The 13,477-nt window shown below is 31.7% G+C and carries 11 protein-coding genes and 1 tRNA gene; 9 read left to right on the forward strand and 3 right to left on the reverse strand.

The genetic code is table 11. The annotated features are described in order from the left end of the window. Window positions 1-102: 102 nt before the first annotated feature. The 6 genes from purH to rodA all read left to right on the forward strand — a co-directional run bounded on the left by purH (window position 103) and on the right by rodA (window position 7,235). The gene (gene purH / locus Q0998_RS10060) at window positions 103-1,635 is read left to right on the forward strand and encodes a bifunctional phosphoribosylaminoimidazolecarboxamide formyltransferase/IMP cyclohydrolase (RefSeq protein ID WP_299669609.1); all 1,533 of its coding nucleotides are present in this window, start codon (window positions 103-105) and stop codon (window positions 1,633-1,635) included. A gap of 76 nt (window positions 1,636-1,711) precedes the next feature. After that, window positions 1,712-2,740, forward strand: a complete 1,029-nt coding sequence (locus Q0998_RS10065) for a rod shape-determining protein (RefSeq protein ID WP_299669611.1) — start codon at window positions 1,712-1,714, stop codon at window positions 2,738-2,740. A gap of 21 nt (window positions 2,741-2,761) precedes the next feature. Next, window positions 2,762-3,589, forward strand: coding sequence for a rod shape-determining protein MreC (mreC, locus tag Q0998_RS10070; protein WP_299669613.1), 828 nt, complete (start codon window positions 2,762-2,764; stop codon window positions 3,587-3,589). After that, window positions 3,582-4,085, forward strand: a complete 504-nt coding sequence (mreD, locus tag Q0998_RS10075; RefSeq protein ID WP_299669615.1) for a rod shape-determining protein MreD — start codon at window positions 3,582-3,584, stop codon at window positions 4,083-4,085. The genes mreC and mreD overlap by 8 nt, the downstream gene beginning before the upstream one ends. After that, window positions 4,085-5,974 carry a penicillin-binding protein 2 gene (mrdA, locus tag Q0998_RS10080; protein ID WP_299669617.1) on the forward strand — a complete coding sequence of 630 codons (1,890 nt, stop codon included), beginning with the start codon at window positions 4,085-4,087 and terminating at the stop codon, window positions 5,972-5,974. Before mreD ends, mrdA begins: the two co-directional genes overlap by 1 nt. Beyond that, a complete protein-coding gene (rodA, locus tag Q0998_RS10085) occupies window positions 5,955-7,235 on the forward strand; it encodes a rod shape-determining protein RodA (protein ID WP_299669619.1) in 1,281 nt (426 codons plus the stop codon). The genes mrdA and rodA overlap by 20 nt, the downstream gene beginning before the upstream one ends. A 418-nt stretch (window positions 7,236-7,653) precedes the next feature. On the opposite strand, the gene rpsT is transcribed toward rodA, so the two are convergent. From rpsT to proS, 3 genes are all read right to left on the reverse strand, one after another. After that, window positions 7,654-7,905, reverse strand: a complete 252-nt coding sequence (rpsT, locus tag Q0998_RS10090; RefSeq protein ID WP_299669621.1) for a 30S ribosomal protein S20 — start codon at window positions 7,903-7,905, stop codon at window positions 7,654-7,656. Window positions 7,906-7,939: 34 nt separating this feature from the next. Next, window positions 7,940-8,011 (reverse strand) — tRNA-Glu (locus Q0998_RS10095). 86 nt (window positions 8,012-8,097) lie between these two features. Next, window positions 8,098-9,576 (reverse strand): proline--tRNA ligase, encoded by a 1,479-nt coding sequence (gene proS, locus Q0998_RS10100; protein WP_299669623.1) that lies wholly within the window; start codon window positions 9,574-9,576, stop codon window positions 8,098-8,100. Between the two features lie 182 nt (window positions 9,577-9,758). On the opposite strand from proS, the gene Q0998_RS10105 reads away from it, so the two are divergent. The 3 genes from Q0998_RS10105 (at window position 9,759) to Q0998_RS10115 (ending at window position 13,473) form a co-directional block, all read left to right on the forward strand. Continuing rightward, the gene (locus tag Q0998_RS10105; protein WP_299669624.1) at window positions 9,759-11,015 is read left to right on the forward strand and encodes a hypothetical protein; all 1,257 of its coding nucleotides are present in this window, start codon (window positions 9,759-9,761) and stop codon (window positions 11,013-11,015) included. Between the two features lie 30 nt (window positions 11,016-11,045). Then, window positions 11,046-12,428 (forward strand): hemin receptor, encoded by a 1,383-nt coding sequence (locus Q0998_RS10110; protein ID WP_299669626.1) that lies wholly within the window; start codon window positions 11,046-11,048, stop codon window positions 12,426-12,428. Window positions 12,429-12,570: 142 nt separating this feature from the next. Continuing rightward, entirely contained in the window at window positions 12,571-13,473 is a 903-nt protein-coding gene (locus Q0998_RS10115) for a NifU family protein (RefSeq protein ID WP_299669628.1), read from the forward strand. Window positions 13,474-13,477 lie beyond the last annotated feature (4 nt).

A 13,477-nucleotide genomic window follows, 5' to 3' on the forward strand; every position in this document is an offset into this window, starting at 1 on the left:
AAACTAAATTAGTTGTTAATTACTTCTGGTTTTTGTTACTATCTTTTATTGTCTTACAAACTTGGTTTTACTAAATTTGCGTGCTTAACAACACAACACTAAATGAGCACTTCAAAAACAATTAAATCCGCATTAATTTCTGTATTTCACAAAGATGGTTTAGCGCCAATTGTAAAAAAATTAGAAGAACTAAATGTCACTATTTATTCAACTGGCGGAACAGAAAAATTCATCAAAGAACTTGGTGTAAATGTAGTTCCTGTAGAAGACGTTACTTCTTACCCTTCTATTTTAGGAGGAAGAGTAAAAACATTGCATCCAAAAGTTTTTGGAGGAATTCTAAACAGACAAGATCATGAAGGTGATGTTGCAGAGCTAAAAGAATACAACATTCCTCAAATTGATTTAGTAATTGTAGATTTATATCCTTTCGAAAAAACAGTTGCTTCTGGAGCCTCTGAACAAGACATTGTAGAAAAAATTGATATTGGTGGTATTTCTTTAATTAGAGCCGCAGCAAAAAATTTTAAAGATACTTTTATTGTTTCCTCAATGGATCAATATGATGATTTTTTAGAAATTTTATCAGAAAAGAAAGGAGAAACTACTATTGAACTCCGTAAGCAATATGCTGGTAAATCATTCAACGTTTCATCTCATTATGATACTGCTATTTTTAATTATTTTAATGCAGATCATTCAGAAGCTGTTTTAAAAATTAGCGAAACAAAAGCACAAGTTTTGCGTTATGGTGAAAATCCACATCAAAAAGGGTTTTTCTTTGGAAATTTAGAGGAAATGTTCGATAAATTACACGGTAAAGAATTAAGCTATAATAACTTGTTAGATGTTGATGCTGCTGTAAATTTAATGGCAGAATTTACAGGTGAAGCGCCAACTTTTGCTATCTTGAAGCATAACAATGCCTGTGGCTTCGCCCAAAGAAGCACTCTAAAGGAAGCCTATATAGCTGCTTTAGCTGGAGACCCTGTTTCTGCTTTTGGTGGTGTTTTAATTGCAAATACTGAAATTGACGCGGTAACTGCAGAAAAAATACACCCATTATTTTGTGAAGTGGTAATTGCACCAAGTTATTCAGAAGAGGCGCTTGCGATTTTAAAAGGTAAAAAGAACAGAATTATTCTAGTTCAGAAAGAAGTAGCATTGCCAAAAACAACGGTAAGAACTTGTTTAAACGGAGTTTTGGTTCAAGATAAAGACAATATTACAGATCAATTAGAAGATTTAAAATACGTCACTAACAATAAACCTTCAGAAAGTGAGTTAGAAGATTTATTATTTGCTTCTAAATTGTGTAAAAACACAAAGTCTAATACTATTATTTTAGTAAAAAATAAACAATTGTTAGCGGGTGGCACAGGACAAACAAGTAGAGTAGATGCTTTAAACCAGGCCATAGAAAAAGCAAATTCTTTTCAATTTGATTTGAAGGGATGTGTAATGGCGAGTGATGCATTTTTTCCGTTTCCAGATTGTGTAGAAATTGCAGACAAAGCTGGCGTAAAAAGTGTGATTCAACCAGGAGGTTCAATAAAAGATCAATTAAGTATAGATTACTGTAATGAAAACGGTTTATCTATGGTGATGACGGGAACAAGACATTTTAAACATTAATTATTTATAGGGTATTTACAATCAGAAATTTAGTAAGTTTGTAATGCTATTTTAAAATAATACAACAAAGATATTTATGGGGTTTTTTGATTTTATGACGGAAGATATTGCGATTGATTTAGGAACCGCAAATACGTTGATAATTCACAATGGAAAAGTGGTTATCGACAGTCCTTCAATTGTTGCAAGAGATAGAACTACCGGAAAAATTATTGCCATTGGTAAAGAGGCCAATTTAATGCAAGGAAAAACCCATGAGAATATCAAAACAATTCGTCCATTAAAAGATGGGGTAATTGCAGATTTTCAAGCTTCTGAAGAGATGATAAAAGAATTTGTAAAACAGATTCCATCTATCAAAAAGAAATTATTTCCACCAGCTTTAAGAATGGTTATTTGTATACCTTCAGGAATTACAGAAGTAGAAAAACGTGCTGTTAGAGATTCTGCAAAACATATGAATGCTAAAGAAATCTATCTAATTTATGAACCTATGGCTGCTGCAATTGGTGTTGGTATAGACATTATGGAACCGAAAGGAAACATGATTATTGATATTGGTGGTGGTACAACAGAAATAGCAGTAATTGCTTTAGCGGGTATTGTTTGTGATCAATCGGTAAAAGTTGCGGGAGATTTATTTACGAATGATATTATGTATTACATGCGTACACAACACAACTTACATGTTGGTGAAACTACCGCAGAAAAAATTAAAATAACCATTGGTGCTGCTACAGAAGACTTAGAAACTCCGCCCGAAGACATGCTAGTTCAAGGTAGAGATTTACTAAGCGGCAAGCCCAAACAAGTACAAGTTTCTTATAGAGAAATTGCAAAAGCTTTAGACAAATCTATTTTAAGAATAGAAGATGCTGTTATGGAAACGCTTTCTAAAACACCACCAGAATTGGCTGCAGATATTTACAATACAGGTATTTATTTAGCCGGAGGTGGTTCTATGCTAAGAGGTTTAGATAAAAGACTGTCTAGAAAAACAGATTTACCAGTGTACGTGGCAGAAGATCCTTTACGTGCTGTAGTTCGTGGAACAGGAATTGCACTGAAAGAATTAGACAAATACAAAAATGTATTAATGAAATAATCTTTTCGTCAATTTTAAAAAATGCAGCAGCTTATTTACTTTTTTCAAAGGTTTAAATATTTTTTATTCTTTCTGTTGTTGCAATTTATTGCGCTGATACTTATTTTTAATAATTTGAACTTTCACAAAAGTAAATTTGTAAATTCTGCAAATGCTCTTTCTGGTGGATTGTACAATCAGTATTCAAATATTTCAACTTATTTTAATCTACAGGAAGTAAATAAAGCTCTTTTAGAGGAAAACAGATTGCTAAGAAAGCAATTAGATCAAAACAAATATTTCAATTTTTTTGATGATTCTACGATGGTAGATTCTACAAAATACCTTCAAAAATTCACCTATATCAGCGCAAAAATCATCAACAATAATTATGCTAGAGCGTTTAATTTTTTAACTTTAAATAAAGGAAAAAACCAAGGTTTAGAGAAAGAAATGGCGGTTATTAATGGAAAAGGAGTTATTGGTATTATAGATAATACTTCCAATAATTATGCAAGAGTTCAATCTATTTTAAACAGAAATAGTAAGCTCAATGCGAGGCTAAAAAACAGTACCTATTTTGGCACTTTAAAATGGGACGGAGAAGATTATAGCATTGTGCAATTAACAGACATTCCTAGACAAGCACCTATAAAAGTGGGCGACACTATAGAAACGGGTGGTAAATCTACCATTTTCCCTGAAGGAATTTTAATTGGTACGGTCATAAATAAAAATAAACAAGACGCTGTAGATAATGCTATTGATGTAAAATTGTTTAATGATATGAGCAATGTTGGACCGGTTTATGTCATCAAAAACTTTCATAAAGAAGAAATTAAATTATTAGAAAACCCAGAAAATGAGTAGAACTTTATATTTTGGTTTTTTGTTTGTATTCTTGATACTGCTTCAAGTTTTTGTGTTGAATAATATTCAGTTTTTAGGATATATAAATCCTTATTTATATATTATTTTTGTGTTTGTATATCCTTTAAAAGAAAAAAGAATCCCTTTTTTGTTTGCTTCTTTTATGCTTGGTTTAGGTATTGATTTTTTTTCAGATTCAGGAGGAATTCATGCTTTCTCTATTCTAACAATTGCTTATCTAAGGTTATTTTTTGTAAAAGTTTTTTTTAGAAAGTATCCTATAGACTATCCTTTCTTTGTACTTAATTTAGAGCCTTTTGGTAAAAAATTCAACTATGTTGTAACTTTAACATTCCTACATCATTTTATATTATTTTCTTTTGCTAACTTTAGTTTTCAAAATATATCGCACGTACTATTAAACACACTATTTTCTAGTATTTTTACGTTGATATTATATTTTTTATCAATTTTTATTTTTTCTAAAAAACAATAATGCAAAAAAGTTTTTTACTTTATTTTTTTATAACATTAGTAGGTGTTGTATTTATAGGTCGATTATTTCAATTGCAAATAGTGAATGGGAATAGTTATGATCCTATTCATAATGCAGCGGTTAAAATTGAGTACGATTACCCTGAAAGAGGCTATATTTACGACAGAAATGGTATTTTGTTAGTAGCTAATCAGCTTTCTTATGATGTAATGATTCAGCCAAATCAAGTAAAACCTTTAGATACTTTAGAATTTTGTAAACTATTAAAAATAACCAAAGAAGATTTTTTAAAAAGGTATAAAAAAGCAGATAATTATGCTCCGTATCTACCATCCGTATTTTTAAAACAATTGGCAAAAGAAGATTTTGCTTTTTTGCAAGAAAAATTACACAAATACCAAGGCTTTTTTATTCAGAAAAGAATTATTAGAGAATATCCCATAAGCGCGGCAGCAAATGTTTTAGGTTATATAGGGGAAGTAAATGAGGCTTTAGCCAAAAACAATTCGTATTACCAACCAGGAGAATTAATAGGTAAAGATGGCATAGAAAAACAATATGAAGATTTATTAAGAGGCCAAAAAGGAAAGAAGTATTTTAAAAGAAACAATTTAAATAAAATAACAGGTTCTTTTGAAAACGGAAAAAAAGATACATTGGCAATTAATGGTAAAGATTTAATACTTACATTAGATATACAACTGCAAGAATACGCTCAAAAATTAATGACAGGTAAAAGAGGAGGTATTGTTGCAATAGAGCCCTCATCTGGTGAAATTTTAGCATTGGTTACAGCACCTTCTTATGATCCTAATATGTTGGTGGGTAGAAAGCGTTCTAAAAATTCAGCCATTTTAATGGATCCTAAGAATTTAGAAAAGCCTACTTATGATAGAGGTTTAAAAGCTTCTTATCCTCCAGGTTCTCCGTTTAAAATGATGAATGCTTTAATTGGTTTGCAAGAAGGCGTAATTACTCAAAGAACTTCTTTTTATTGTTATAATGGCTACAGGTACGGAAAAAGAAAGAATGAATTTATGGGCTGCCATTGCGGTATTTTTGGAAAACCCATAAAATTAAAAACAGCCATTGCTAGATCTTGCAACAGTTATTTTTCGAATACCTATAAGAGAATTGTAGAAATACACAACAAGCCAATAGAAGGTTTAAATAATTGGAGTGATCATGTAAAAAGTTTTGGTTTAGGAAATTACTTAGGGTACGATTTACCCCAAGGAAGTCCAGGTTTAATTCCTACTGGAGATTATTATGATAAGAGATTGAACTATAGGTGGAATGGTTCTTCAACAATTTCAAATGCCATTGGACAAGGGGAAGTACAAACAACGCCAATTCAATTGGCCAATTTTACGGCTGCAATTGCTAATAAAGGGTTCTTTTTTACACCTCATATTCTAAAAGAAGTCGATAAAAACCCAATAGATTTTCCTGATTTTACAGAAAAAAAGCAAACAACTATAGATAAAGAGCATTTTAGTCCTGTAATAGAGGCAATGCACGAAGTTTTTAAATCGGGTACAGGAAGATGGAGTCAAGTGAAAGGAATAGAAATTTGTGGTAAAACTGGAACTTCAGAAAATTATGCTGTTGTTGATGGAGAGAGAATACAGTTAGAAGATCATTCTATTTTAGTAGCATTTGCACCCAAAGACAATCCTAAAATTGCGATGGCTATTTTTGTTGAAAATGGTGGTTATGGTTCAACAATTGCGGCGCCAATAACGAGTTTAATGATAGAAAAGTATTTAAATGGTAATATTTCTAAAGCGACAAAATACAGAGAAACAAATATGTTAAATATTAGTTTACAGTCTGAATACGATAAACTAATCCCTAAGAAAGAAGAAATTGCGTCAGGAACAAAATAATATTTTTGCTGGAATAGATTGGCTTTTAGTGCTTCTTTTTGCTGTTTTAGTAGGTTTTGGATGGTTAAATATTTATTCTGCTTCAAAAACAGAAGAAACTGTTGAATTGTTAAGTTTTTCAACCGAATACGGGAAACAGCTTATTTTTATTTGCTTAACTATTCCTTTAATTGTTTTGATTCTTTTTTTTAACGCTAAGTTCTATGAAAAATTTGCAGGCATATTTTATATCCTTTCTTTACTGTCTCTTTTAGGATTATTTCTCTTCGGAAAAACAATAAATGGTGCAACCTCTTGGTATAATTTTGGTGTTTTAGGTTTGCAACCCTCAGAATTTGTAAAAGCATTTACAGCCTTAGCGGTTGCAAAATTGCTAAGTGATAGGCAATATAATTTTAAGTTGATTAAAAATCAAATCAAAGCATTTATCGTCATTTTTACACCTGCTTTTTTGATTTTGTTACAACCTGATGCTGGTTCTGCGCTAATTTATCTAGCTTTCTTTTTTGTACTGAATAGAGAAGGACTGACTTTAAATTATATCATTTTAGGAACCTCAGTTATTGTATTATTTATTCTGACTATTTTGTTTGGTGTAAAATGGATGCTGATCAGTTTGTTCTTATTAATCACCATTTTTTCTGCTTATGTTATCTATAGAGGTGGCAAACGTTTTCTTCGTTTTAATTGGCATAAGATTTTAGGTGTTTACCTTATTGTTGGTGTTTTTATCTTAGGAACAGGTTTTGCATACAACAATGTTTTTCAACAACACCACAGAGATCGTTTTGAGATTCTTTTAGGGCTAAAAACAGATAACCAAGGTATTGGTTACAATTCACATCAATCTGAGCTCACCATAAGCTCTGGTGGTTTTACTGGAAAAGGATATTTAAAGGGAGATTTAACGCAAGGCGATTTTGTACCAGAACAACACACAGATTATATCTTTAGCACAGTAGGCGAAGAATGGGGCTTCTTAGGAAGTACCTTGGTAATTGTGCTATTTATGTTATTGATGTATCGAATTATTTATCTATCAGAAACACATACAAACAAATTCGGACGAATTTATGGGTACGGATTGGCTTCTATCCTCTTTTTTCATGTAATTGTTAATATTGGTATGGTCATAGGCTTGTTGCCAACCGTAGGAATACCGTTGCCATTTTTTAGTTATGGTGGATCCTCACTTTGGGGCTTTACAATGCTGCTATTTATTTTTATTCGTTTAGATGCGCATAAACATTATGATTGGTAAGTATCAAATCATTTCTGCTTTTCTTTAAATTTCTTGTGGTGTAAATAATGATGATACATTTATCTTAGGAAAGGTCTAAGAAACTTGTAAAGAATTCTAATATATTGAAGAGTGTTGATTTACAATAATAATGGCTGTTCGAGCATTGCCAAAATCAAAATGTATTTTGATTGAAGGTAGCTTGCGAAGCAAATCGAGAACTATTAATTTACTTAAAAACAGGTAGTTATATAAATACGTCAATGGTAGTATTGTTAAAACGAAAATACATTTTCATTAAAAGTAATTAGCAAAGCTATCGAGACCAAAAAATATTTAAAAATTTCTCGAAGTTTAAAAAAATAAACTTTGATTCAAAACAAAAAAAAGCTCTGAATAGAAATATTCAGAGCTTTTAAATTTTTTAAGAAATAAAATCTTACAATGCAGAAACGTGCTTTGTTAACTGAGATTTTAAGTTAGCCGCTTTATTCTTATGAATAATATTATTCTTAGCTAATTTATCTAACATAGAAATTACAGCATTTAATCTTTCTCCTGCTTCTTTCTTGTCTTCAGTAGAACGTAAGTCTCTAACAGCATTTCTTGTTGTCTTGTGCTGATACTTGTTACGTAATCTTTTAGCTTCGTTACTTCTAATTCTCTTTAATGCTGACTTATGATTTGCCATAATTTCTTTTATTAGTTTTTTTATTAAAACTTTGTAGTCCGTACGGGAATCGAACCCGTGTTACATGGATGAAAACCATGCGTCCTAACCCCTAGACGAACGGACCAGAACAATTAAGTATGCCTCAATTGCGGATGCAAATATACAACGTTTTTTAAATTCTGCAATAATTTTTTATTTTTTTTTAAAAAATTAATATGCCTTTGCAAAAAGCACTCTTTTAGAGGATGTTTTCCCGCTAAAAACACATACTCCAATTTCTTCTTTTGCGTCATTAGGAATGCATCTAATGGTTGCTTTGGTAAGCTCTTTAATCTTATCTTCTGTTTCTTCTGTGCCATCCCAATGGGCAGCAACAAAGCCTCCTTTATTTTTGATAATATCCTTAAAATCTTCAAAATTATCAACAGAAGTTGTGTTTTCTGCTCTAAAATCGATTGCTTTTTTAAATAAATTTTCTTGAATTTCTTCTAAAAGGTTGCTAACAAATTCTACAACATGGTCTTGTTGCACCGTTTGTTTTTCAAAAGTATCTCTTCTAGCAACTTCTACTGTACCATTTTCTAAATCTCTTTTTCCAATAGCAATTCTAACAGGAACTCCTTTTAATTCATATGCTGCAAATTTTGCTCCAGGTCTGTAGGTATCTCTATCATCAAATTTTACGGAGATGCCTTTTTTACGTAATTCTTTTACAAACACATTTACTTTTTCTGAAATGGCTTCTAATTGCTCTTCATCTTTATAAATAGGCACTATTACAACTTGTATTGGCGCTAATTTAGGAGGCAAAACCAATCCGTTATCATCTGAATGCGTCATAATTAAACCACCAATTAAACGTGTAGAAACTCCCCAAGAAGTAGCCCAGACATGCTCTTGTTTCCCTTCTTTAGACGTAAACTTTACATCAAAAGCTTTTGCAAAATTTTGCCCTAAGAAATGACTTGTCCCTGCTTGCAATGCTTTTCCATCTTGCATTAAAGCTTCAATAGTTAAAGTGTCTTCTGCGCCCGCAAAACGTTCGCTATCAGATTTTACACCTTTTACCACTGGCATTGCCATAAATTCTTCAGCAAAAGTGGCGTATACATCTTGCATTTGTTGTGCTTCTTTTACAGCTTCCATTTTTGTTGCGTGTGCTGTATGGCCTTCTTGCCATAAAAATTCTGAAGTTCTTAAAAACAAACGTGTGCGCATTTCCCAACGAACTACATTCGCCCACTGATTTATTAGTAATGGTAAATCTCTGTAAGATTGAATCCAACCTTTATAAGTGTTCCAGATAATGGCTTCAGAAGTTGGTCTCACAACTAGTTCTTCTTCTAACTTTGCTTCAGGATCTACTCTTAGTTTGCCAGGGTTATCAGGATCGTTTTGTAATCTATAATGTGTAACAACGGCACATTCTTTAGCAAAACCTTCTGCATTCTTTTCTTCGGCTTCAAACAAACTTTTGGGAACAAAAAGTGGAAAGTAAGCGTTTTGATGGCCTGTTTCTTTAAACATTCGATCTAATTCTGCTTGCATGTTTTCCCAAATAGCGAAACCATAAGGTTTTATTACCATACAGCCTCTAACAGCAGAATTTTCAGCTAAATCTGCTTTTACAACTAGCTCATTATACCACTTAGAATAGTCGTCTGCTCTTTTTGTTAAATGTTTACTCATAATTAAAAGTTTGGCACAAATATTGTTACCTTTAAAGTGAAATTTATGTTAAAAGAATGTTTTGTATTGAAACAAAAGCGCTACAAAACTACTACAAAAAGCTTAGAGACCAAGTAAAGTTTAGATTTTTTTGCTCAACAACTTTTCACCAAAAATACTATTTATAATAAAAAACAATTCTTATGAAACGATCTTATAAAAAACGCAACATACACCAACTGGTTCTATTCATTACCGCTAATTTATTATTGATTTCATGTGGTACCTACCAAAGTGTCTATAATGATGACGGTATTTATGGTAGTGATACCAATACCGAAAGAGAACGTAAAGTGGTTGTGGTAGATCAGGAAGAGTACCAAAATTACGATAATAATTATTTTACAAGAGAGTTAGAGCGACTAGAAAATGTAAATGATAGAGATGTTTTTACAGATGTAGATTCTTATAATACTCAAGATACTTTATACATTGATGATGATTTGAATTACAATACGAACCCTTCTTGGGGAAATAATGGGAATAATGATGTAGTTGTAAATCTAATTAATGATCCTTATTGGAATGATTTTGGTCCAGGGTTTAACAATTGGGGCTGGAACAACGGTTTTAATAACTGGGGTTGGAATAATGGCTTTAATAATTGGGGCTTTAGAAACAGATGGGGTTGGAATAACGGGTTTAACAATTGGGGATGGAATAATGGATTCAATAATTGGGGGTATAATCCTTATTGGCATCCATATCACAATAATTTTGCATGGGGCTTTGGTTTTGGTTTTAATAGCTGGGGTTGGAATAATGGTTTTTACAATCCGTATTTCGGTTTCAATAGATTCAATAACAGGTTTAATAACAGATATAACAGGAATACTACTTACGGAAGAAGAAATGCATACAACAATACCTATAGAAGAGGTACTGTAAATTCAAGAAATTCTTCAGTAACCTCAAGAAGAAGTTCAAGCACAACAGCACCAAATACATCTTCAACAAGAAGAAGGTCTAGTACAAATACAACTTCACCTACCCGAAGAAATTCTTCATCCACAAGAAGTTCTTCAAATACTTCTAGAAGATCTAGTAGTACAAGAAGTAGTGGTTCATCATCTAGAAGAGGATCTTCTAGTTCTAGCAGAGCTTCTTCTTCAACAAGAAGAAATAATGTAAGCAGTGTAAATAGAAGATCAAATTATACTAGAAGCAGTAGAACTGTGGCAGCAAACACACCAAGAAGAAGTAGTACTTCAGTAAGAAATAGTTCTTCTAACACATCAAGATCAGCAAGTACACCCTCAAGAACTAGATATTCTTCAAACAATTCGTCTACAAGAAGTTCATCTACTAGGAGTTCATCAACAAGAAGTAGCTCAAGTAGAAGTAGTTCAAGTAGAGGGAGTTCTAACAGAAGTTCATCTTCAAGTAGAAGAAGAAATTAATACTTTATTTATCATTAGAAAAGCACTGACATGAAAAAAATTATCACATTCGCGACTTTGTTCGTACTCACATTTACGTCCTATTCTCAATCTTTAGGATACCAAGATTTAGCACTTTTGTTTTCTCAAGATGATGCTAACGGAACTGCTCGTTTTACGTCTATGAGTGGTGCTTTTGGAGCTCTAGGTGGAGATATTTCTTCCATAAATATTAATCCTGCTGGTTTGGCAGTTTTTAATAATAGCTCTTTTACAGGTACTTTTAATTCTAGAAATACAGATATTACAACAAACTATTACGGAACGACTACTAATAACCAAGACCAGTTTTTAAACTTTTCGCAGGCAGGCGCAGTTTTGGTTTTTAATTCTGCATACAAATCAGATTGGACCAAGTTTGCCATTGGTTTTAACTACAGAATTTCCAAAGATTTTACCAATAGTTTTAATGCTAGAGGAAATAGCGGAATCGCAACTTTTAGAGACTATCCTTTAGATAATAATACACCAACGGTAGATTATAATGTTGCTGAAGAACAACGTTTTTTTAATAATTATAATGGCGAAATCAATGAGATGAATATTGCCTTTTCCTCTGTACATCAAAATAAATTGTATCTGGGTGCAGGTTTAAGTTTTTACGATTTAAATTTTAGCCAGCAATCTACTTTAGTAGAGTTTAATAATGATGGTAGTGGAAATACTTTAGATGCAAATTTATACCAAGAAAATTTTACAACAGGAACAGGAGTTTCATTAAATGCAGGTTTTATTTACAAAGCACATCAGAATTTTAGATTTGGTTTGTCTTACCAAACACCAACATGGTTTACAGAAATTTTAGAAGAATCTAATATTGTAGATAATGATGGTTTTATGGGAGATACAGAGATTGAAGTAAGTAATGATAATGTTATTTACGACAATACATCTAGAGGCAATTTTCCGTCGCAAAGATTTATTTATAGATTCAAAACACCAAGTAAATTAACGGCAAGTGCTGCCTTAATTTTTGGCAAGAATGGGTTGTTAAGTTTAGATTATATCAATAGAAATTATCAGAATATGAGATTATCTGAAGCAGATTTTTCAGATGAGAATCAATTTTTTCAAGATGAATTGAGAAATACGCATTCTTTTAATGCAGGTGCAGAATGGCGAATAGATAGATTTAGTTTAAGAGGAGGTTACAAATTTGAGCAAAGTCCAGATAAATTAGCATTAGAGTCAGATAATTTAGAAGGATATTCTATTGGTGGTGGTTACAACTTTGGGAGTTTTAAATTAGATTTTGCTTACAGTGACAATAATAGAACTGCTCCGTATAACTTTTACTCTGGGTTTAATGTAAATTCTGCAGATTTAAACACAGACAATAAAATTTTTACAGGTACAATTACTATAAAATTATAGAATAATTACAGCCTTATAAATTAAGACTCTGCTAGATTTGACATTTAAAACGTCATTTCGTGCAGAGTCTTAAAGTTTTATACCTTTAAAACAATCTTTATTTACCTTTTTTCCCTTAATTTTGCAATTCAATTTTTAGAAGATGTCAGAGACTAAAATTACCATACAAGAAACTACAAACAATACCATTATTAAATACAATAGCAATCAGATTTTAATTAACGGAGGTAGCTATGAATTTAACAATATAGACGAAGCTAAAAACTCACCTTTAGCACAAGAATTATTCTATTTACCCTTTGTAAAAAAGGTTTTTATTACCGCTAATTTTATAGCCATACAACGGTATGATATTTTAGAGTGGATAGATGTTCAAGAAGAAGTAAAAGAACAAATAGAAGCGTATTTAAACGATGGAAATGCAGTTGTAAACGAGCAGAAGACATCTAAAAAAGAAGCGATTGAAGTATATGCAGAGGTGACTCCAAATCCTGCAGTAATGAAATTCGGAACAAACAAAGCACTAACTCAAACAGATGTTGAGTTTAAAAATATAGATGAAGCAAATCAATCATCACCATTGGCACAAGCAATTTTTAATTTTCCGTTTGTAAAAGAAGTATTTATTTCTGATAATTATATTTCGATTACCAAATACGACATGGTAGAATGGAATGAAGTTTACGGAGAAGTTAGAACTTTTATTAGAGAATATTTAGCTGACGGAAAAACAATTATTAAAGAATTACCAAAAGAAGAAATTGTTACTAAATGCGCAATTGAAGCCCCTAAAGTTGAGTTAGAAGGAATTTCTGCTCAAATTGTAGATATTTTAGATGAATACATAAAGCCTGCAGTTGCTGGAGATGGCGGTAATATTGCTTTTAGATCTTATGACGAAAAAAATAAAGTAGTTAGTGTGGTTTTACAAGGCGCTTGTAGTGGTTGTCCATCTTCTACCGCAACATTAAAAAACGGAATAGAGAATTTATTAAAAGAAATGTTACCCAATCAAATTAATGAAGTGGTGGCTATAAATGGCTAGTAGT

Origin of the sequence: uncultured Polaribacter sp. (assembly GCF_947501385.1) — a bacterium.
Classification (GTDB): Bacteria; Bacteroidota; Bacteroidia; order Flavobacteriales; family Flavobacteriaceae; genus Polaribacter.